The 20,850-nt window shown below is 72.3% G+C and carries 18 protein-coding genes and 2 pseudogenes; 10 read left to right on the top strand and 10 right to left on the bottom strand.

Annotated features, from left to right (window positions below; translation table 11 throughout):
• Positions 1-84 precede the first annotated feature (84 nt).
• Together Srubr_RS14375 and Srubr_RS14370 are read left to right on the top strand one after the other, a co-directional pair.
• A pseudogene (locus Srubr_RS14375) lies at positions 85-332 on the top strand (discoidin domain-containing protein); the annotation flags it as partial.
• A 13-nt stretch (positions 333-345) separates the two neighbouring features.
• A pseudogene (locus Srubr_RS14370) lies at positions 346-634 on the top strand (substrate-binding domain-containing protein); the annotation flags it as partial.
• 46 nt (positions 635-680) lie between these two features.
• Here Srubr_RS14370 and Srubr_RS14365 read toward each other — a convergent pair.
• A complete protein-coding gene (locus tag Srubr_RS14365) occupies positions 681-1,424 on the bottom strand; it encodes a class I SAM-dependent methyltransferase (RefSeq protein WP_203855025.1) in 744 nt (247 codons plus the stop codon).
• A 269-nt stretch (positions 1,425-1,693) separates the two neighbouring features.
• Here Srubr_RS14365 and Srubr_RS14360 point away from each other — a divergent pair, with 269 nt between their 5' ends.
• Positions 1,694-2,266, top strand: a complete 573-nt coding sequence (locus Srubr_RS14360; RefSeq protein ID WP_189997092.1) for a dihydrofolate reductase family protein — start codon at positions 1,694-1,696, stop codon at positions 2,264-2,266.
• Positions 2,267-2,953: 687 nt separating this feature from the next.
• A complete protein-coding gene (locus Srubr_RS14355; protein WP_229926786.1) occupies positions 2,954-3,394 on the top strand; it encodes a DUF3566 domain-containing protein in 441 nt (146 codons plus the stop codon).
• Positions 3,395-3,442: 48 nt separating this feature from the next.
• Here Srubr_RS14355 and Srubr_RS14350 read toward each other — a convergent pair whose 3' ends face one another.
• Positions 3,443-4,432 (bottom strand): phosphotransferase family protein, encoded by a 990-nt coding sequence (locus Srubr_RS14350; RefSeq protein ID WP_229926785.1) that lies wholly within the window; start codon positions 4,430-4,432, stop codon positions 3,443-3,445.
• A 110-nt stretch (positions 4,433-4,542) separates the two neighbouring features.
• On the opposite strand from Srubr_RS14350, the gene Srubr_RS14345 reads away from it, so the two are divergent.
• The 5 genes from Srubr_RS14345 to Srubr_RS14325 all read left to right on the top strand — a co-directional run bounded on the left by Srubr_RS14345 (position 4,543) and on the right by Srubr_RS14325 (position 10,478).
• Positions 4,543-5,115, top strand: a complete 573-nt coding sequence (locus tag Srubr_RS14345; RefSeq protein ID WP_189997091.1) for a GNAT family N-acetyltransferase — start codon at positions 4,543-4,545, stop codon at positions 5,113-5,115.
• A 333-nt stretch (positions 5,116-5,448) separates the two neighbouring features.
• Entirely contained in the window at positions 5,449-6,033 is a 585-nt protein-coding gene (locus tag Srubr_RS14340) for an NADPH-dependent FMN reductase (protein ID WP_189997090.1), read from the top strand.
• Positions 6,030-7,562: a DHA2 family efflux MFS transporter permease subunit gene (locus Srubr_RS14335; protein WP_189997089.1), complete on the top strand. Its 1,533-nt coding sequence runs from the start codon at positions 6,030-6,032 to the stop codon at positions 7,560-7,562. The genes Srubr_RS14340 and Srubr_RS14335 overlap by 4 nt, the downstream gene beginning before the upstream one ends.
• The gene (locus tag Srubr_RS14330) at positions 7,559-7,966 is read left to right on the top strand and encodes a MerR family transcriptional regulator (RefSeq protein ID WP_189997088.1); all 408 of its coding nucleotides are present in this window, start codon (positions 7,559-7,561) and stop codon (positions 7,964-7,966) included. The genes Srubr_RS14335 and Srubr_RS14330 overlap by 4 nt, the downstream gene beginning before the upstream one ends.
• 154 nt (positions 7,967-8,120) lie before the next feature.
• A complete protein-coding gene (locus tag Srubr_RS14325; protein ID WP_229926784.1) occupies positions 8,121-10,478 on the top strand; it encodes a glycosyl hydrolase family 18 protein in 2,358 nt (785 codons plus the stop codon).
• 88 nt (positions 10,479-10,566) lie between these two features.
• Here Srubr_RS14325 and Srubr_RS14320 read toward each other — a convergent pair whose 3' ends face one another.
• From Srubr_RS14320 to Srubr_RS14300, 5 genes are all read right to left on the bottom strand, one after another.
• On the bottom strand, positions 10,567-10,956 hold the full coding sequence (locus tag Srubr_RS14320) for a peptidase inhibitor family I36 protein (RefSeq protein ID WP_189997087.1): 390 nt from the start codon (positions 10,954-10,956) through the stop codon (positions 10,567-10,569).
• Between the two features lie 235 nt (positions 10,957-11,191).
• Entirely contained in the window at positions 11,192-12,844 is a 1,653-nt protein-coding gene (locus Srubr_RS14315) for a dipeptide ABC transporter ATP-binding protein (RefSeq protein WP_189997086.1), read from the bottom strand.
• Complete coding sequence (locus Srubr_RS14310; RefSeq protein ID WP_189997085.1) at positions 12,841-13,833, bottom strand: ABC transporter permease; 993 nt, start codon at positions 13,831-13,833, stop codon at positions 12,841-12,843. The genes Srubr_RS14315 and Srubr_RS14310 overlap by 4 nt, the downstream gene beginning before the upstream one ends.
• Positions 13,834-13,844: 11 nt before the next feature.
• Positions 13,845-15,620 (bottom strand): ABC transporter substrate-binding protein, encoded by a 1,776-nt coding sequence (locus Srubr_RS14305; protein ID WP_189997084.1) that lies wholly within the window; start codon positions 15,618-15,620, stop codon positions 13,845-13,847.
• A 59-nt stretch (positions 15,621-15,679) separates the two neighbouring features.
• Positions 15,680-16,606, bottom strand: coding sequence for an ABC transporter permease (locus tag Srubr_RS14300; protein ID WP_189997083.1), 927 nt, complete (start codon positions 16,604-16,606; stop codon positions 15,680-15,682).
• Positions 16,607-16,895: 289 nt separating this feature from the next.
• Here Srubr_RS14300 and Srubr_RS14295 point away from each other — a divergent pair, with 289 nt between their 5' ends.
• A complete protein-coding gene (locus Srubr_RS14295) occupies positions 16,896-17,243 on the top strand; it encodes a hypothetical protein (protein ID WP_229926783.1) in 348 nt (115 codons plus the stop codon).
• A gap of 25 nt (positions 17,244-17,268) precedes the next feature.
• On the opposite strand, the gene metX is transcribed toward Srubr_RS14295, so the two are convergent.
• From metX to Srubr_RS14280, 3 genes are all read right to left on the bottom strand, one after another.
• Complete coding sequence (gene metX, locus Srubr_RS14290; RefSeq protein ID WP_189997082.1) at positions 17,269-18,414, bottom strand: homoserine O-acetyltransferase MetX; 1,146 nt, start codon at positions 18,412-18,414, stop codon at positions 17,269-17,271.
• Positions 18,415-19,776, bottom strand: coding sequence for a bifunctional o-acetylhomoserine/o-acetylserine sulfhydrylase (locus tag Srubr_RS14285; RefSeq protein WP_189997081.1), 1,362 nt, complete (start codon positions 19,774-19,776; stop codon positions 18,415-18,417).
• Between the two features lie 186 nt (positions 19,777-19,962).
• Positions 19,963-20,847 carry a TauD/TfdA dioxygenase family protein gene (locus tag Srubr_RS14280; protein WP_189997080.1) on the bottom strand — a complete coding sequence of 295 codons (885 nt, stop codon included), beginning with the start codon at positions 20,845-20,847 and terminating at the stop codon, positions 19,963-19,965.
• Between the last annotated feature and the right edge of the window lie 3 nt (positions 20,848-20,850).

Raw genomic sequence — 20,850 nt, 5'->3', positions numbered from 1 at the left:
CGTGCGTCCGGGGGAGGAGGTCGTCGACGTGTTCGGTCGTCTCCCTTGACAACCTCCCGCGGCCGCCCCAACACTCCAGCGGGCTACGGCGACTGCCTCTGCCCGCCGCCAACGCCGTCGACGGCGAACCGGACACCCGCTGGGCGAGCGACTGGAGCGACCACCAGTGGATCCGGGCCGACCTCGGCACCCGCACCGCCTTCCGCCATGTGCGGCTGCTGTGGGAGGCCTCCTACGGCAAGGCGTACGCCGTGCAGACCTCCGACGACGGCCAGACCTGGCGGACCGTGCGGACCGTGACGGACGGGAACGGCAGCGTCGACGACCTCGACGACCTCGACGTCAGCCGAACGCCCTGACGTGGACGGGGTGTTCGCGGCCGACGACCTCATGGCCCGGGGCGCCTGCCAGGTGCTGCGGGAACACGGCCGACGGGTGCCGGAGGAGGTCGCGGTCGTCGGTTTCGACGGCCCCCGGCCGCCGTCGACCGGCACCCCTTCTGACCACCGTGCGCCGGCCCGTGGAGGACATGGCCGCCGAGATGGCCCGCCTGCTGGACGAACACATCCACGGCACCCGCACCGAGCCCACGTCGGTCGTGTTCGAACCGGAGCTGGTCGTACGGGAGTCGGCCCGACACCACCCGCCGGCGCGCGGCCCCGCACCCGGAGCCGGTCAGGTCACGCGTGGGTCGCCAGGATCATGTACGGCGCGGTCCGGACCTCCGCCGGGACCGCCGGGGAACCCGGGCCGTCGGCGGGGAGCGTGGGCAGCTCGACGGCGGGGGAGGGGAAACCGGCCTCGGTCAGGAAGCGCCGGTATCGGTCGAGGGAGCGGTAGTGCGTGGTGCTCGTCATCATCGTGCCGTCACGCAGCCGCAGCAGTGTGGGCACGGTGTCGCCGTCGCCGTAGACCGTCCCCGGCTCGCCGTAGTGCAGCGTGGAGAAGGCCACGCCGGTCGCCGCCGGGTTGAGGTCGGCCAGCAGATACGGCGCACCGGGGCGCAGCACCCGGCGGATCTCGGCGGTGAGGGCGGCCAGCCGCCCGTCGTCCGGGTCGGTGCAGTACACCAGGCAGCACACGGCCGCGTCGACGCTGTCGTCGGCGAGCCAGTCCAGGGTGCGGCCGTCGAACGACCGGTAGGAGACACGGGGGTGGGGGCGGTCCATGCGGGCGATGCCGAGCATGTCGGCCGAGGGGTCGAGCCCCTGGACCTCCCACTCCCCGGCGTTCACGAGCCGCGCCGCGACCGCGCCGGTGCCGCACCCGATGTCCAGGGCCAGTCGGCCGGGCCCGGCCCTTTCCGCGAGCCTGCGCAGCACGGCGGGGAAGATCAGTCGTTCGGCGAGCCGCATGTCGCGGTCCCGGTAGGCCGCGGCCACGGTCGTGGTGTCCCAGCCAAGCGGCTCTTCGTCGGTGGTCAAGGGCGGTGCCTCCTGCGTTGAAACGGCCCGGTCGGGTGAAGCGGCACGTGCGCTGGCAGCCTGGCACACGACGCCGCCACGGGGCCCCACGGTGGCGTGAATTCCCTCGTCGGCGCGTCCGGCGGGCGGTTGTTGACGACGGCCGCGGCTCGTGCCGTACGGCGACCGATGAGTTTTCGCGTGCTCCCCGGTCTGAAGATCATGAACTGCGCGCGGCTGTCATCGTGATCAGCCGCGACCACCGATGACGAGATACCGAGGAACCCCAGATGCGCACCCTGATCAGCACCGCCTTCGTCTCGCTCGACGGTGTGGTGGAGGCCCCGGGCGGCGAACCCGGCTACCGGAACTCCGGGTGGACCTTCAAGGACATCGAGTTCCTGCCCGAGGCCTTCGGGATAAAGGACCGGGAGCAGCGGGAGGCCGCTGCGATGCTGCTGGGCCGGGTCAGCTACCAGGCGTTCAGCCCGGTGTGGCCCGGCATGGCGGAGTTCGCGGAGTACAAGGAGATGCCGAAGTACGTCGTGTCCACCACCCTCACCGAGGCCGGCCTGGTGCCGGACTGGGGCGACACGACGATCCTGCGCTCGCTCGACGAGGTCGCCACGCTGAAGGCCACCGAGGGCGGCCCGATCATCGTCCACGGCAGTGCCGCCCTGAACCGGAGCCTTTCGGACGCCGGCCTCATCGACCGTTACCACCTGCTCGTCTTCCCGCTCCTGCTCGGCGCGGGCAAGCGGCTGTTCAGCGCGACGGACAAGGACGCCCAGAAGCTGAGGCTGGTCGAGCACGAGGCCTACGCCAACGGCGTCCAGAAGAACGTCTTCGACGTCGTGCGCTGACCCGCACCCCTACGAGCACCGGCCCCGGCGCAGCCCACCCGGGGCCCGGCGGGACACCCGGACGGCCGCGTAGTTCGGGGAGCGGGCCGCCACGCCGGTGGACGGCGTGGCGCCGGGGTGCCGCGCCCGTTCTGTGGTGCCTCCGGCGTACCACTCGCGGGTGCATGCGGGCAAAAGTGCCGATACCGTCGGATTCACGGACCAGCAGGCCCCAGAGGCCGCCTGGCGGTCGGCGATGGCCCGTTCGACGGCGGACGGCACGGCCCGGCTGCCAGGCCAGTCAGGGAGACAGGCATGAGCCGAGCCAAGCGCAGGCCCAGCAGCACCTTCCACGGACGGATGACACCCGGGCAGGACGGCGGATCCGGCCCCTCCGCGACGACCGGCCCCTCCGGGACGACCGGCCCCTCCGCGACGACCGGGCCGACCGGACGCCGGCGCGCGGTGCCGCCTGGCGGGGCCGACGGGCGGTCGGTACCTGACGGGGAGTCCATACCGCCGAAGCGGCCCGGCCTCCCCGAGGACACGGGCACGGCACCGGAACGATCCGACCCTGCCGCCGTCTCCGCCGTCTCCGGTGCTGCCGGCCCGACCGGGGCCCCGGGGGCGCCCGGTCCGCCCGCTTTCCCCGGAGCCGTCGCACGTGCCGGGCGGGCCGGGCCGGTCTGTGGGCTCTGGAGCCGGCGGGTGCCCGGAGGCGGGGCACCCGGGCCGGGCCGGCGGCCGATACGGCTGCGCCTGTCGGAGGCCGATCCCTGGTCGGTGATGGTGACGAGCTTCCTCCTGCTGGCCGGGCTCGGTGTGCTCGTGGTCGCCACGGCGGGCGTCTCCTGGATCATGGTGAACGCCATGGCGCCGGACGTCCTGCCGGCCTTCAGCACCTTCCTCGCCGTCGCGGTCGGGGTCGTCATCGTGGAAGTCGTCCTGGGCACCGGCCTGGTGACGCTGGGCGCCTTCCTCTACAACCTGTCGGCGCAGTACAGCGGCGGCGTCGAGATAGCCGTGACCGAGGCCCTGACCGGACCGCCCCAGGCCAACGTACGGGCCCTGCTGCTCATGGCGAGGGCCCGCCGTCGTCTGCGGACACACATCCCGGCTCGGACCCAGCGCGACCAGGGCACGGACTGACCGTCGTACGGCCTGATCGACGTGGCGGCGGGCCCGGCGCGGGCGCGTTCAGTCGCGGAGCAGGTGCAGGGCCTCGTTCAGGTTGTGCTCGGCGATTCCCGCCATCGCGGCCCGCCCGGGGAAGTCCCCGTCGAGCAGGCGCAGCGGTCCCGCCGTCAGGGAGAGCCGCTGGGCCAGCAGGTACAGCGCGAGCCGGTCCTCGTCCAGTCCGTCCGCCGCCAGCGGTCCGTACGCCTCGTGCAGGCGGATGCGCAGGAAGACGTGCTCCCACTCGACGTCGAAGTACATCGTGCCCTCGATGTCGATCAGCACGGGGTGCCCGTCCGCGCCCACCAGGACGTGATCGGGGCCCAGTTCGCCGTGTACGACGGCGTACTCCCCGCGGGGCCGCACCGCGCCCGCCAGGCGCAGCAGCCGCTCGGCCAGCCGGTCGCGGACCGCCGCGATCCGCGGGTCGCGCGACGCCGCCTCGGCGAGGTCCCGCAGCGCGCGGGCCAGGACGACCTCCTCGCACGACGACCCCCGAGACATGCCGCCCCGGTCGACCACGGCCACCTTGCCGTACGCCGGTGCGCGGTGCCGGCGCATCGCCTCCAGTGCCTCGGCGAGCCGGGCCATGACCGGGGCCGCCGCACGCGGGTCGCGGGCGAGCAACTGTTCCAGCTTCTCGCCCGGCAGGTCCTCGACGACGGCCAGGCCGGCCGAACCGTCGCCGACGGCGCGGTCGACGAGGCGGATCGCCGGGACACGGACGCCGAGCGCGGTCAGCCGCGCGTGCGCGGCCTCGAACAGGTCGAGTCCGAGCCCCGGCGACAACGGGTCGGTGGGGTCGTCGTCGCCCTCGGCCGCCGGCCAGTAGTTCTCGGTGTCGTCCCACAGGTAGGCGATCGCGGTCGTCGCGTCGTCCATGACCAGGCGGTAGACGCCCTTCTTGCTGCCGCCCGTGACCCGCTCGGCCCGTGCCAGCCGCCGCCCGCCGCCCAGCGCGGCCCGCGCCGCCCCCGCCAACCGCTCCCGCGCGGCCACCGTCAATGCCACGTAACCGACCGCCTCTCCTCCACCACGACCCGCGCACCTTACGCGGCCACGGTCACCGGCGGCCAGAGCTTTCCCCGGGGAGGCCCGGGGCCGGTGGGTAGAGTCGGGGCATGTATCCGGTCGACCGTTCCAGCAGCCGTCTGGCCCTCCGGGAACTGAGCCCTGAGGACGTGAACGCGGTGCTGGCCATCTACGGCAGCCCGGAGGCGACGGAGCACCTGTCCTTCGAGCCGCGCAGCCGGGAGCAGGTCGGCCGGATCGTGGCGCGCTCCATCGCCGTAGCCGGTGAGACGCCGCGCGGGGAATACGCGCTCGCCGTCATCGAGCGGGCGACGTCCGAACTCGTCGGCTTCGGACGGCTGGCCCTCGACCCTCATCAACAGCGCGGGGCCATCATGGGCTTCGCGCTGCGCCCGCGGTCCTGGGGCGCCGGCTACGGCGTCGAGATGGTGCGACTGCTGCTCGGTTTCGGCTTCGACGACCTGGGCCTGCACCGGATCTGGGGCGCGCGGTCCCCGTGGAACGAGGCATCCGCCCGGACCATGGCGGCCGCCGGCATGGTCGAAGAGGGCGTCATCCGGGAGCACGTCCTGAAGGGCGGCGTATGGCGGGACTCCGTGGTGCACGCCATCCTCGACCGTGAATGGCACGCGACGGTGGTCAACCGTGCTGCCGGAGGCTGATGTCCGCACCCTCGCCCACAGGGTGCCGGCGCGGTGGTAGGGGCGGAGTTACGTGACGGAACACGCGGCCCAGCACCGCCTCCAGTCGCTCCCATCGCGTCCGCTCCGCACAGCCGCCGCCCGGGCGCCGGCCGAGGCCGGTGATGCCGAGGCCAACGCGGCCACCATGGCGGCCATGGTCCAGGTGCCGGCGTCAGGGAGTTTCCCAGCGCGCCCACACGGACCTGAGCGCCCGTCTCGCCGCCAACGGCAATGCGCGGCAGGCCGATCGCCGCCGGCTCCGGCTCGACGCGTGTTGAGTTCACCTATAGGCGAATGCCTAGCGTCGGCGCCATGACAGAAGAAGCGCTCGACAACAGGCTCCGGATCGCCGTGGTGATCGGGAGCGTGCGCAGGCCCAGAATGGCCGAGCCCCTCGCCGCGTGGCTGGAGCGCGAGCTCGGCGCGGCGCACTGGCTCGACCTCGACATGATCGACCTCGCCTCGGTCTCCCTGCCGATGCACGAGATGCAGCCGGGCGGGGCTGCCGCGTCCCCGATCTCCGGCCGGCTCGCGGCCGCCGACGGATTCGTGTTCCTCACACCGGAGTACAACCACAGCTTCCCGGCGCCGGTGAAGAACGTGATCGACTGGCACATGACCGAGTGGGCGTACAAACCGGTCGCGTTCGTCGGATACGGGGGTTCCGGCGGCATCAGGGCGATCGAGCAGTTGCGGGCCGTCTTCCCGGAACTGCGCGCCACCACCGTCCGGGAGTCGGTGCTGCTGCCGATGCCGTGGGAGCACCTTGACGCCGACGGCCGCTTCGTTCCGCCGCCGGGCACGGAGCAGGCACTGCACACGACGATACGCGAACTGCGGGTGTGGGCGCAGGCGTTGCGTTCCCTCCGGGCCGCGGATCCGGCCGGCCGGAAATGAACGGGCTGACAGCGCCGGCAGCGCGTGCGGCGAACAAGGCGAACAAGGCGAACAAGGCGAACAAGCTGACGAGAGTGGAAGTGCGCGCCGCGCTCGTGCTGGCGTCCGGCGGACTGATGGCGGTGCTGGACGCGACGATCGTCGCGGTCGCGCTGCCCCGGCTGATGGAGACGTTCGGCACGTCGTTGGCCGCCGCCCAATGGATCATCACCGCGTACACGCTCGCCATGGTCGCGACGATGCCGCTGGCCGCCGGTCTCGCCGCACGTTGGGGCGCCCGTCGGGTGTACCTGGCGGCGTTGCTCGGATTCGCGCTGGCCTCCGTCGCCGCCGGGGTGTCCGGCGGCCTGGGCTGGCTGATCGCCGCCCGGGCGGCGCAGGGTCTCGCCGGTGGCCTGATGACGCCCCTCGGGATGACGATCGGGCTCGGCGCGGTCGCGCCCGCGCGCCGCGGCCGGATGATGGCGATCACCGGCCTGCCGATGCTGGTCGGACCGATCCTGGGCCCGGTACTCGGCGCGGTGCTCCTGGGCACCGGATCATGGCGGCCGCTGTTCTTCGTCACCGTGCCGTCGGCACTGCTGGGCGTGGTCGGCACACTCGCCTGGCTGCCGGCCGACGCGGCACGCGGACGGCGGAGCCGGCTCGACCTGTGCGGAGCGGTGCTGCTGGTTCCGGGCCTCGTCGCGGTGGCCTACGGCATCAGCGCGCAAGGCGGCCCGGCCTGGGCACGGATCACCACGGCCGTCCTCGGTACGGGCTCGGTCACGGTGTTCGCGGTGCGGGCGCTGAGTCACCCGGAACCGCTGCTGCGGATCGGCCTGCTGCGCGATCCGACGTTCGGCCGGGGCGCCGGGGTCCTCGCCCTGTACGCGGCCCCCTACTTCGGGACCGTGGTGCTGATGCCCGCCTACGTCCAGATCCTGCGGGCGGACAGCGCGTCGGTCACGGCGGCGCTGATGGTGCCGGGAACGATCGGCATGGGAATCAGCGTGCAGTGCGCCGCCCGCTGCCTCGAACGGTTCGGTCCCCGGCTCGTCGTCGGCAGCGGTCTGGGCCTCGCGATCGGATCCGGCCTGGCCCAGGTGATCGTCTTCCGGCCGGACACCCCCTACGTGCTGCTCGGGCTGCTCGGGTTCTTCCAGGGGGCGGGGACCGGCGCGGTCATGATGCCGACGATCTCCAGTTCCAGCCGCGATCTCCATGGCCCCGACCTGGCGTCGGCCTCCTCGCTGCTGTCGCTGGTGAGCACCATCGCGAACGGCCTGGGCACGGCGGCGGTCAGCGCGCTCTTCACGGGGCTGACGGCCGCCATGACCGGCGGCGCCTCGCTGTCGGCGGTGACCGACGGGGGAGCGGCGGCCAGAGCCGGGTACGCGGCCACCATCGTGGATTCCCAGCGGCTGACCCAAGCGGCGGCCCTCGTCGTGATGTCGCTCGCCTTGGTCGTGCGGCTGCGTTCCCCGCGCCGCACCCCCGCGATACTGGACCGGCAGGAATCACCAGCGAACCCGGGACGTGCCTCATGACCGACACCCTGTCCTCCGGCCGGGGAGCGGGCCCCGCCTCACTGACGGTCGGACAGGTGGCCGACGCCGCGGGGGTGACCGCCAACGCCGTCCGTTTCTATGAGAGCTACGGTGTGGTCAGTGCCCACCGGAACAGCGGCAACGCCCGCCGCTTCACGGTCGACGCGATCTGCCGGATCAGACTCGCCCGCGCCGCGCAACGTGTGGGGATCACCCTGAAGGAGAGCGCCGACATCCTCGCCGGCGTCCCGCCCCTGTGCCCCGACCCGGACCGATGGGCCGCCGCGGGGGAGGAACTCGTCCGGATGGGCCGGGAGCGCATCAGCCGGCTGCAGGAGACCGTGAACGAACTGTCCACGCTCGGATTCCTGCTGGCGGACCAGTCGGCGGCCCGGTGGCCGTAGTGATGTACGCGACGTCCCCGTGCGTCAATGGCCGCCCCCACACAGGCCGTTGACGCATTGGTCCAGACCTTCTACGTTGAAAACGCTCGGTCGCGCAACGCGCACGCACGGTTCACCCCACCCCTGTACCACCCCCACGACCACAGGGAGAGCCATGTTCCACCGGCGCAGACCACCGCTCGTACCCCCTCGCCGCGTCCCGTCCGGAGGCAGCCCCGGGCCCGGTGTCCCGCGGCACGGAGCCAGGTCCCGGCGGTGGGTCGCCGCCCTGGGCGCCCTGCTGCTCCTGCCGCTCGCGCTGCTCGCCGGGCTCGCCGCGCCCGCCCACGCGGCCGGGACGCTGACGGCGACGTTCACCAGCCAGGACAACGGCTCCTGGTGGAAGGGCAGTTACGTCGTCCGCAACAGCGGCGCGGCCGCCGTCGACGGCTGGACCCTGGAGTTCGACCTGCCGGCCGGGGTCTCGGTCACCGGTCACTACAACGGCGACGCGACCGTCTCCGGCCGGCACGTGACCGTGAAGAACGCCTTCTACAACGCCGGCGTTCCGGCCGGTGGCAGCACCGAACCGTACAGCTACTGGTTCATCGCCAACGGGCCGATCGCCGCCCCGACGGGCTGCACCGTCAACGGCGACAAGTGCGACGGCACCCCCGACGTCCCGCCGACCGCGCCCGGCACACCTCGGGCGACCGCCGTCACGGCGCACTCGGTCGCGCTGAGCTGGGCCGCGGCGCAGGGCGGCGACCACCCAGTGGCCTCCTACGAGGTGCTCGGCGGCCCGGACACCGTGGCCGCCACGGGCACCTCGGCCACCGTCACCGGCCTCGCCCCGGCCACGAGTTACACGTTCACCGTGCGCGCCAAGGACAGGCGCGGAAACGTCGGACCGGCGAGCGCCCCGGTGACCGTCAAGACCGTCGACCCGGCGACCGACCCGGCACCGCCGACCGCGCCCGGCCGGCTGCGCGCCACCGGCAAGACCTCCTCCAGCGTCGGCCTGGCCTGGGACAAGTCCACCGACAACGTGGCCGTGGCCGCCTACGACGTGTACCGCGGCGGCACGCTGGCGAAGTCGGTCGGCGCGGACACCACGACGGCCACGGTCGACGGGCTCTCCCCGGCCACCGCCTACACCTTCACCGTCAAGGCCCGCGACACCGCCGACAACACCTCACCGGCGTCCAGCGCGCTGACCGTCACCACCGACGACGTGGCCGGGCCGGGCAAGCAGCTCAAGGTGGGCTACTTCGCGCAGTGGGGCATCTACGGCCGCCAGTACTTCGTGAAGAACCTGGACACCTCGGGTGCCGCTGCCAAGCTCGACGTCGTCAACTACGCCTTCGAGAACCTGGACCCGGTGAACCTCACCTGCCAGGCGGGGGTCACCAAGGGCGTCTCCGCCAACCCCCAGGACCCCGACGAGGGCACCGGCGCGGGCGACGCGGACGCCGACTACGCGCGTCCCATGTCGGCCGCCCAGTCGGTGGACGGCGTCGCCGACGACGGCTGGGCCGGACTCCGGGGCAACCTCAACCAGTTGAAGAAGCTCAAGGCCAAGTACCCGAAGCTGAAGGTGGTGGTGTCGCTCGGCGGCTGGACGTACTCCAAGTTCTTCTCGGACGCGGCCGCCACCCAGGCCTCCCGGGAGAAGTTCGTCAAGTCCTGCATCGACGTGTGGATCAAGGGCGATCTGCCCGTCTACAACGGCGCGGGCGGTCCGGGCACGGCCGCCGGGATCTTCGACGGCATCGACATCGACTGGGAGTGGCCCGGCTCCGAAGGACACCCGGGCAACCACTACGGCACCCAGGACAAGGCCAACCTGACCGCGCTGCTCGCCGAGTTCCGCAAGCAGCTCGACGCGCTCGGCGGCGAACACCGGCTGCTGACCGCGTTCACCCCCGCCGACCCCGCGAAGATCTCCGCCGGCTGGGACCTGACCCGGATCTTCGACTCGCTCGACTACGCCAACGTGCAGGGATACGACTTCCACGGCGCCGGCAGCGACAACTCCTGGGAGCCGGGGCGCGCCGGCCACGCCTCCAATCTGTACGCCGACGCCCAGGACCCGTACCCCTTCCACTTCAGCGTCGAGGACGCGGTCAAGGTCTATCTGGATGCCGGGGTCAGCCCCCGCAAGCTGACGGTGGGCTTCCCGTTCTACGGGCGCGGCTGGCAGGGCGTGACCGACGGCGGGGCCGCCGGTGAGTGGCAGGACGCGGGCGGCGCCGCGCCCGGCCAGTTCGACACCGAGGCCGGGGTGCGCGGCTACCACAACCTGATCACCAGCTTCCCCGCCATGACCGTACGCCACGACGAGCAGTCCGTCTCGACGTACGGCTACACCGGTCCGGGCGGCCAGTGGTGGTCGTTCGACGACGCCTGGTCGATCGGGAAGAAGACGGCCTGGATCAAGTCCAAGGGCCTGCTGGGCGGGTTCGTCTGGGAGATGTCCGGCGACACACCGGACGGTCGGCTGATGACCGCGCTGGACGACGGACTGAGGTAGCCGCACCGCGGCGCCCCGCGCCTCGTACGGCTCCCGGGCGGGGCGGGCGGCGGACCGCCCCGCCCGGGCCCCACACGCCCGCGGGCGCCTACTGCCTCTGGAAGGAGCGGATCTGGTAGGTGCCCATGAGGTTTCCGCCGTGGCCGGCGGCGGTCGATCCGACACGGTTGTTGAAGTTGGTCTGCGTGTAGTACTGCACGCGGTGGCCGGTTCCGTTCCACACGGACAGCACGTTCCTGCCGTTGCGGATGAAGGAACACAGGTCGGCGGTGTTCGCCACCCTCTCCTGCGACCACTGGCAGCGGGTGCCGCCGCCGTCCCAGCCGCTGTAGATGCAGAAGCGCCCCGGGTCGCAGCGGAAAGCCGCGGCGGAGCTCGGGCCGGCCGGGGCCGGGGCGGTGGCGGACGCGGCCGGGGCCGTGCCGAGCGCGGCGACGACGGCGAGGGAGGCGATGGCGAGCGAAGTGACACGGTACATGGGGGTGGTTTCCTTTCCGCGGGTTCTGCCGTCGGTGGCACCGGACGACGGCTGTCAGTGTCACGGAGCGCGCACGATGGCCGACAGAGCGTGTGCGAGGGCGCGTGAGGCGTCGTGGGCGGTCGCCCGCCGAGCGGGGCGAGCCGGGTCCTCCGGCGGAGCCGGGGGAGCGTGCCGGTGCCCGGTGCGCCGGTCGCGGGGCCGGGGCAAGGCGGTGGCCCAGGGAGCCGCCCGGTCACAGGACGGCGGCCAGCAACTCCTTCGTGTAGGGCGCACTCGGTGTGTCGAAGACCGTGTCCCGGGGTCCCGCCTCCACCAGTTCACCCTCCTTGAGCACCGCGATCCGGTCGCAGAAGTGCCGTACCACCGCCAGGTCGTGGGAGATGAAGAGCAGCGACAGGCCCAGTTCCTCACGCAGGTCCATGAGGAGGTTGAGGACCTGCGCCTGGACGGAGACGTCCAGCGCGGAGACCGGCTCGTCGGCGATGACCAGGCGCGGCCGGACGGCCAGTGCGCGGGCGATGCCGATGCGCTGGCGTTGGCCGCCGGAGAACTCGTGCGGGTGGCGGGAGAGGTGCGACGCGGACAGACCCACCTGCTCCAGGAGTTCCGCCGCCCTCTCCCTGCGCCGTGCCGCGTCCAGGTCGGTGTGGACGCGCAGTGGTGTCGTGATGATCTGCTCCACCGTGTGGCGCGGGTTCAGCGACGCGTACGGGTCCTGGAAGACCAGCTGGACGTCCCGGCTCAGCTCGCGGCGCAGCCGCGTGTCGGTCGCCGCCCCGGAGATGTCCCGGCCGTCGAAGCGGACCTCCCCGCTGGTGGGGCGGCGCAGCCCGGCCAGGACCCTCGCGATCGTGGACTTGCCCGAGCCGGACTCGCCGACCAGGCCCAGGGTCTCGCCGCGGCTCACGTGCAGGCTCACGCCGTCGACCGCGGTGTGCGGGCGGGCGCGGCGCCGGCCCGGGTAGAGCACGCGCAGGTCGCGCAGTTCGGCCAGCACACCGGCGGGGGCCGGCGCCGTGCGCGGCCGGGCCGGCACACGGGGCTTCGGCTCCGGATCCTCGACCGTGGGCAGACGGCTGCCGGGCGGGGTGCGCAGGGTGGGGGCCGCCTGGACCAGGGCCCGGGTGTAGGGGTGCGCGGCGGAGGTCAGCAGGCGTGTCGTGGGTCCCTCCTCCAGGGCCTCGCCGGCGCGCAGCACCAGCATGCGGTGGCACGTCGCCGCCACCACGCCCACGTCGTGGGTGATGAGGACCATGGCCGTACCGGTCTCCGCCTGGAGGTCGCGGATCAGGTCCAGGACCTGGCGCTGGACCCTGGCGTCGAGCGCCGTGGTCGGCTCGTCGGCGATCAGCACGTCCGGGTCGTTGACCAACGCCATGGCAATGACCACCCGTTGACGCATGCCACCGGAGAGGTGGTGGGGGTGGTCCGAGGCCCGGGCGGCCGGGATGCCCACCCGCTCCAGCATCGCAGCCGCCCGCTGAAGTGCCGCCTTGCGGCCCGCCTTCGGGTGGTGGAGGCGGTAGGCCTCGGCGATCTGCGCGCCGATGGTGTGGTAAGGCGACAGCGCGTCCAGGGCGTCCTGGAAGACCATCGCGGCCTTGGCGCCCCGGACCCGCTTCAGGACCGGTTCCGGCGCTCCCACCAACTCCGGTCCGTCGCCGCCCAGCCGGACGCTGCCCTCGACACGGGTGTGCGCCGGATCGTGCAGGCCCATGGCCGCCAGGCCGATCGTCGACTTGCCCGAGCCGGACTCGCCGACGAGTCCCAGCACCTCGCCCGGTGCCACGTCGAAGGAGATGTCCCGGACCGCCGGCACCGGGCCGCGTGCCGTGCCGAAGGTGACCGTCAAGTCGCGTACGCGCAAAGCGGGTTGTCTGCTCATGCGAGCCTCACTCGGGGATCGAGCCAGGCCACCACCACGTCGGCGACGGCCACGAACACGACGACGAAGAACGCCGCCAGAAGCACGGTGCCGACGACCGTGGGGAGGTCGTTGCCGTTCACCGCGTCGACGGCCAGCTTGCCGACGCCGCCGAGACCGAACACGGTCTCCGTGATGAACGCACCCCCGAACAGTGCCCCGACCTCCAGGCCGAGCAGCTGCACCAGCGGGCCGGCCGCTCCGCGCGCGGTGTACTTCAGATGGGTGCGCAGGGTGCCCAGTCCTTTCGCGCGGGCCGTGCGCACATAGCCGTGGTGCATGGTCTCCAGCAGTTGTGAGCGGGTGAGGCGGGCGAAGACGGCGGCGTTGACGAAGCCGAGGACCAGCCACGGCAGGAGCAGGCCCAGGGCCCACTGGGCGGGGTGGCCGGCGAAGGGGACGTAGCGGGGGAGCGGGAACAGGCCCGTGGAGTAGACGAGCAGGAACTGGAGCACGTAGCCGAGGAAGTAGATCTGGACGCTCGCGCCCAGCAGGCTGAAGCCGGACAGCAGGCGGTCCGTCGCCCGGCCCCGGCGCAGTGCCGCCGCCAGGCCCGAGCCGACGCCGAGGACGAGGATCACCGTCAGCGCGCCGGCCGCGAGCGAGACGGTCACCGGCAGGCGGTCGGCGATGGCGGCGAGCACGGGCTGGTGGAGGGTGTAGGAGTAGCCGAGGCAGGGGGCCGGGCAGGGGATCGGGGTGCCGTCGACGTCCGCGATGGTGCGGCCGGTGACGATGCCGCCGACGTAGTCGAGGAACTGGGCGAGGAGCGGCCGGTCGAGCCCCATGCTCGCGCGGACCGCGTCGACCTGCGCGGTGTCGCACTTGGGGCCGCAGGCGATCAGCGCCGGGTCGGAGGGGGCGGCGTAGAAGAGCGCGAAGGCCAGGGCGGTGATCGCGAGGAGCACCGCCACGGCCTGCGCGGCCCTCTTGAGGAGGTATCGGGTCATGGTCGCGTGGGTCAGGCGTTCTTGAGGTACAGGTCGACCGCGGCCGTGGCGCCGTAGATCGGGTGGATGGCGGCGCCGCCGATGTCCTTGCCGCGGAACTGGGAGACGCTGGTGTAGAGGAAGGGCACCACGGGGACGTCCTTCATGATGGTCTGCTCCAGGTCGATGAGTTCCGCGGCCTTCTTCCGCGCGTCACCGATCTTCGCGATCCGGGCCAGCTCCGCGTCCACCCGCGGATTGGCGTAGCGGATGGAGTTGGACAGCGGGTCGAGGTGGCTCTCGAAGCTGTCGGGGAGCAGGGTCGAGGGGGTGGGCCAGTCCACGGAGTTGGTGGACAGCCACAGGTCGTACGGGGCGTCGTTGCGGAACACCTGGGCGTTGAACGCGGCCGGCTGGAGGCCCTTGACCACCAGCTCGATGCCGATCTTGGCGAAGGCGTCGGCGAGGACCTGCGCGACCTGGTCGTCCTGCGGGCTGTAGACGGGGTACGCGTACGTCAGCTTGGTGACCTTCGTCTTCGCCTTGGCCAGGTGTTCCCTGGCCTTGGCGATGTCCCCGGTGGGCGCGACGGGGTAGAGGTCGTACTTCTTCCAGCCCACGACGGCCGGTGAGGACAGGGTGGTCGCGAAGTCGCCGGCGTACTGGCCGCCGAGGACCTGGCGGGCCTGCTGTCGGGGGAAGACGTAGTGGATGGCCTTGCGGACCTCGGGGTCGGTGACCCGGTCGTTCTTGATGTACAGGTCCGAGGTGTAGGCGCCCTGGCTGCCGGAGACGACCAACGTCCGCTTGACGGGGTCGCGTTCGACCGTCGAGATCAGTTCCGGCGGCAGCGTGTTCTTGGTGGTGAGGGTGGTCGGGCCGGTGCCCTGGCCGTTGAACACCTCCTGGGCGGTGTTGAGGACGGCCTTGCCGAAGGTGAACTCGAAGCGGTCCGGGTAGGCGTGCCGGATCGGGTCGGTGGCCGGCTTCCAGTGCGGATTGCGCTCCAGGGTGAGGCTCTTGTTCTGCTTGTGCTCGACGATCCGGTACGGCCCGGTGGCGAAGGGCTTCACGTCGTAGCCGGTGCCCGTGTCCTTGTCCTCGCGGACCGGCGAGGAGGAGGACTGGGCGGCCATGTACGGCACGTCGGACTGCGGCTCGGGGAAGTGGAAGACGATCGTCTTGTCGTCGGGTGTTTCGATGGCCTCCAGGTCGCCGTCCTTCTTGGGCCCGCCGTACTTCTTCACCGCCTCGGTGCGGTCCTTGGAGCCGGTGAGCCACTCGGGCCAGTAGGTGGGGCCGGCCTCGAAGCCGGGGGCGAAGGTGCGCTCGATGCCGTACTTGACCTGCTGTGCGGTGACGGGTTTGCCGTCTTCCCAGGCGATGCCGTCCTTCAGGTGGTACGTCCAGGTCCGGCCGTTGTCGGAGGACGTGCCGGTGTCGGTGGCGAGGTCACCGACCAGTCTGGGCCTGCCGTCGATCACCTGATACTGCGTCAGCTGCCTGCCCCACAGCAGCGAGGTGCTGTACGCCTCGCCGGCGTAGATCTTCTGCGGGTCCAGGTGGGTGTAGTCGGCCGTGTTGGCGATGGTGAGGGTGCCGCCCTCGCGGGCGCCGGGGATCTTCGGGGCGGGGCCCTTGCTGTCCGCGGCGGTGCCGAGGGTGGCGGTCAGCCGCCGGCCGCTCTTGGCGGCGGTGCTGTTGTCGCGCGTGTCCGTGCCCGCCCCCGCGGAGCACGAGCACAGCAGCAGGGCGGCGGCGGTGGCGAGAGCCGGGACGGCCGTGGCGCGCGGGGTGACAGTGGGCATAACGAACTCCGTTGTGTGGTGCGTGCGTTGCTGGTGAGGGTGCGGGAAGGCGCGGGGGCTCAGCGGACGGTGTGCGGGTCGAGCGCGTCCCGCACGGCGTCGCCGAGGAGGTTGAAGGCGAGGACGAAGACGAGGAGCGAGACGCCGGGGAACACCATGTAGGTGGGGTCGTCGTAGAAGACCTCGGAGCCCCGGGAGATCATGCGGCCCCAGTCGGGGATGGGCTCGTTGATGCCGACGCCCAGGAAGGACAGCGCGGCCTCGGTGGTGACGATGGCGGGCACGGCGAGGGTGATGTGCACCAGCACCGGCGCCCAGACGTTCGGCAGCAGTTCCCGGAAGACGAGGTGCCGCCGGCTCGCACCGAGGGCCCGTGCCGCCTCGACGAACTCCCGTTCGCGCAGGGACCGTACGACGGTGCGCAGCACCATCGCGAGCGGCACCCAGCCGAAGGCGGAGAAGACCAGGATGAGGACGGTGAACTGCATCCAGGCGGGTTCGCTCTCGTCGGGACCCACGAAGCGGGTCTGGACGACCGGGCCCAGGGTGAGCAGGAACAGCAGGGCCGGGAAGGCGAGCAGGACGTTGCAGACGAAGGTGAACGCCCGGTCGGCCAGGCCGCTGAGGTAGCCCGCGGTCACCCCGGCCACCACACCGACGACGGCGATGACGGCGGCCGAGGCGAAGGCGATCAGCAGCGAGGTGCGGATGCCGTGGAGGAGTTGGGCGAAGACGTCACGGCCGAGACCGGGCTCGATGCCGAACCAGTGCTCGGCGGAGATGCCCCCGTTGGGCAGTACGGGCAGGCCCTCCGGGCTGAGCAGGCCGGTCTCGTTCTGCCCGTAGTGCTCGGTGGGGTTCTTGCCGTAGAGGGCGGTGATCAGCGGCGCGGTGACGGCGAGGAGTACGAAGAACCCGACGACGGCGAGCGAGACGGTCCCGACTCGGTCGCGCCGGAACACCTGTGTCATCGATACCGCTGCCATGCTGTCGCACTCCCGACTCGCCTCGGCTGCTCCGGTGGTGGAGGAGCGCCCTGGATCACACCGGAAGCGGGGGTCGCCGTTCCGGACACCAGACATTAGATCGGAAGATCAAAACGACGGCAACGCCTGCATTTGCAAGGTTCAGCGATTGAATGACATTAGATTGCTGGAATGTTTCCGCGTTCACACTGGCGTCATGGAAATACCCCTATTCACCGTGAATCGCCCGATGGCGGGAGACGAGGGTCACACCAGGCGGGTTTCGCGCCGGGGATCTACCGTGGTCGCAGTGGCGCCGACGCCCCGGACGGCCGTAGCGGAGGAGGACGCGATGGAGGAGCACTTCGTGTGGGTGACGACCCGCCGCATCCAGCCGGGCAGCCTGGCGGACTTCGAACAGGCGTGGCGGCCCGTGGACCGGCCGCGGGGAATGCGCCGTGCCTTCGCGTACTGGTCCGCGGACGGACAGGAGGTCACCGGAGTGTCGTTCTGGGACTCCGAGGAGGCGTGCGACTCCTGGCGGACGTCCGAGACCGAGGGGCAGCGGCGCGCCGCCATGGCACCGTACGTCGTGGAGGAGCGGGAAGGCTTCTACCGGGGCCGCGAACTCGCCATCCCCGGCGGCGCACCGGACTGAGCGGGCCGCCGCGCGGGTGCCGGTCTCAGGTCAGCAACTCGCGGACGAGGGCCGCCACTTGCCCGGTCTCGATCAGGAACCCGTCGTGCCCGTACGGCGACTCGACCACTCTGAGCCGGTCGGCGCCCGGGATCAGCGCGGCCAGTTCCGCCTGCTGGGCCTGCGGGTAGAGCCGGTCGGAGTCCACCCCGGCGACCAGGGTGGGCGCGGTCACCCGGCGCAGAGCGGCCCGCACACCGCCCCGTCCCCGGCCCACGTCATGGGCGTTCATCGCCTCGGCCAGCACGACGTAGCTCGCCGCGTCGAAACGGCGTACCAGCTTGGCCGCGTGATGGTCCAGATAGGACTGCACCTGATAGCGCCCGCCTCGCCACGGATCCTCCCCGCCCTGCGGCAGACGGCCGAAGCGGACCTGGAGTTCGGGCTCGCTGCGATAGGTCACATGGGCCAGCCGGCGGGCCAGCCCCAGCCCCGCGTGCGGCCCGCGGCCGGTGTCGTGGTAGTCGCCGCCCTGCCAGTGCGGGTCCGCGCGGATGGCACGCACCTGGATGTCCGCCCACGCCACCTGTTCCGCGCTCGCCGCCGCTGTTGTCGCGAGCAGCAGCAGCCGGCCCGTCCGCGCCGGGTACGACACCGCCCACTCCACGGCCCGCATTCCGCCCATCGAACCGCCGACGACCAGCGCCCACCGGTCGACGCCCAGCGCGTCCGCGAGTCCGGCCTCCGCGGCCACCTGATCCCGTTGGGTCAGGAACGGGAACGCGCCGCCCCACGGCCTCCCGCCGCCGGGACGCCGGGCGGCCGGACCCGTGCTGCCCTGGCAGCCGCCGAGCACGTTCGGCGCGACGACGAACCAGCGGTCGGTGTCCAGCGCCCGCCCCGGACCGATCAGGGCGTCCCACCAGCCCGGCGTCGGGTGCCCGGGGCCGGCCGGGCCGGCGGCGTGGCTGTCCCCGGTGAGCGCGTGCAGCACCAGGACGGCGTTGGAACGGTCCGGCGCGAGCGTCCCCCAGGTCTCGAACGCGAGCCGCACACCCGGGAGTTCACCGCCCGCCTCCAACGGCAGCGGCCACTCCGCTTCATACCACCGGCGCCGGCCGGGCGGGTCCCCCTCCCGCCAGGCCCCGGTGGCCGGCGGCCGGGGCGCCCCGGCCGCGGCGACGGCGTGCACCTACGCGCCCTTGGCCGCGCGGAACCCGGCCTCCAGGTCCGCCTTGAGGTCGGCGAGGGACTCGATGCCCACCGACAGGCGCACCAGCCCCGGCGCGGTGCCGGTCGCCGCCAGCTGAGCCTCGTCCAGTTGGCTGTGCGTGGTGGACGCCGGATGGATGATCAGGCTGCGCACGTCACCGATGTTGGCGAGGTGGCTGAACAACTCCACGCCGTCCACGAACCGCCTGCCCGCCTCGACGCCGCCGCGCAGTTCGAAGGAGACGATCGCGCCGGCACCGCGCGGCAGGTACCGCCGCCCGGCCTCGTACCACCTGCTGGACGGCAGGCCCGGGTAGTGCACCGCGGCGACCTCGTCGCGCTGCTCCAGCCACTCGGCGAGCGCCTGGGCGTTGGCCGTGTGCCGCTCGATCCGCAGGCTCAGCGTCTCCACGCCCTGCAACAGCAGGAACGCCGAGTGCGGGGAGAGCGCCGGGCCGAGGTCGCGCAGCAACTGCACCCGCAGCTTGACCGCGTAGGCGCCGGGGCCGAGCGCGGGCCAGTACCGCAGACCGTGGTAGCTGGGGTCCGGCTCGGTGAAGTCCGGGAACCTGTCGGCGTGCGCGCCGAAGTCGAACGTACCGCCGTCCACGACCACGCCCGCGATGGCCGTGCCGTGGCCGCCGAGGAACTTCGTCGCCGAGTGCACGACGATGTCCGCGCCGTGTTCCAGCGGGCGCAGCAGGTACGGGGTCGGCACCGTGTTGTCCACGACGAGCGGAACGCCCGCCGCGTGCGCCACGTCGGCCACCGCCCGCACGTCGAGCACATTGCCGCGCGGGTTGCCCAGCGACTCCGCGAACAACGCCTTGGTGTGCGGCCGGATCGCCGCCCGCCACGCCTCGGCGTCGTCCGGGTCGTCCACGAAGGACACCTCGATGCCGAACCGGGGCAGCGTGTGCCGCAGCAGGTTGTAGGTGCCGCCGTACAGAGAGGTGCTGGAGACGATGTGGTCGCCGGCGCTCGCCAGGGTGAGGAGGGCCAGGGTCTCCGCCGCCTGCCCGGAGGACAGCGCCACGGCCGCCACACCGCCCTCCAGGGCGGCGAGCCGCTGCTCGAAGACGTCCTGGGTGGGGTTGTGGATCCGGGTGTAGATGTTGCCGGGCTCGGCGAGCGAGAACAGGTCGGCCGCGTGCCGGGTGTCCCGGAACACGAACGACGTGGTCTGGTAGATCGGCGTGGCCCGGGCGCCGGTGGCCGGGTCGGGCACGGCACCGGCGTGGACCTGCTTGGTCTCGAAGGACCAGGCCGGGGTGCCGGGACCGGTGGACGGCTCCCCGGCGGTGTGGCCGGCGGTGACGGAGTCGGCGGACTGGCTGCTCATGGTGCTCCTCGTGCGGGAGAGCGGCGCTTGAGTTGCGACGAGGTAAGCACGGCCCGGCACCCGGGGACAGGCCGATGCGCACCGTGCAACGAGGACTTCACAAACGACATCCGCGTGCGACGGTCGTCCGCGCCCCTGCCGGGACCCGTGTGCGGGAGGCCGCGGCCGGGCCTCCCGCACACCCCGTCAGCGGCGGACGGACGCCGGTCCGGCCGGTGTGTCACCGCGCAGCGTGATGCGGTGCATGACACGGTGCCGGTCGCCGTAGTCCCGGTTGGCGTAGTGGGCCGTGCTGCGGTTGTCCCACAGGGCGACGTCACCCGGCCGCCAGCGGTGCCGTACCACGTGCTCGGGCTTGGTGAGGTGGGCGTAGAGGATGTCGAGGATGCCCCGGCTCTCGTGCTCCGAGACACCCACGATGTGCGAGGTGAAGCCGGGGTTCACGAACAGGCCCTTGCGCCCGCTCTCGGGATGGACCCGCACCACCGGATGCTCCACCGGCGTCAGCTCGGTGACCACCTCGCCCTCCCACACATTGCCGCGGCCGCCCCGGCGCTGGGCGAGGTAGTACCCGAACTCGCGCGTGCCGTCGTGGACGGCGGTCAGCGTGTCGACGAAGTCCCGGAGGCCCGGCGAGAGCGACTCGTAGGCCAACTGGCTGTCGGCCCAGCTGGTGTCGCCGCCGCCCGGGGGCAGCACCACGGCCCGCAGGACCGAGATCGCCGGCGGGCGCCGTACGAACGTCACGTCCGTGTGCCAGACGTCGGCGAACCCGTTGTCCTGGCTGTCCAGCGCGTACACCTCGGGGGCCACGTCACCGGAGTCGTGGACCGGGTGCCCGACGGTGACCTCGCCCAGCCTGCGGCCGAACTCGATCTGCGCGGCGTCGTCCAGCCCGTGCTGACCGCGCACGAAGAGCACCTTGTACGCGACCAACGCCTCGCGCAGCGCCAGGACTTCGTCGTCGTCCAGGCGACCGAGGTCGATGCCGTGGATCTCGGCGCCGAAGTGCGGGCCGAGCGCGGTGACCGGCAGCCGCGCCGGGGCGGGCCGCTCGCTGAGAAGGCTCATCTG

This window comes from Streptomyces rubradiris, from assembly GCF_016860525.1.
GTDB lineage: Bacteria > Actinomycetota > Actinomycetes > Streptomycetales > Streptomycetaceae > Streptomyces > Streptomyces rubradiris.
Note: the sequence above shows the minus strand (reverse complement) of the source record. Positions and strands in the feature narration are given on the sequence as shown.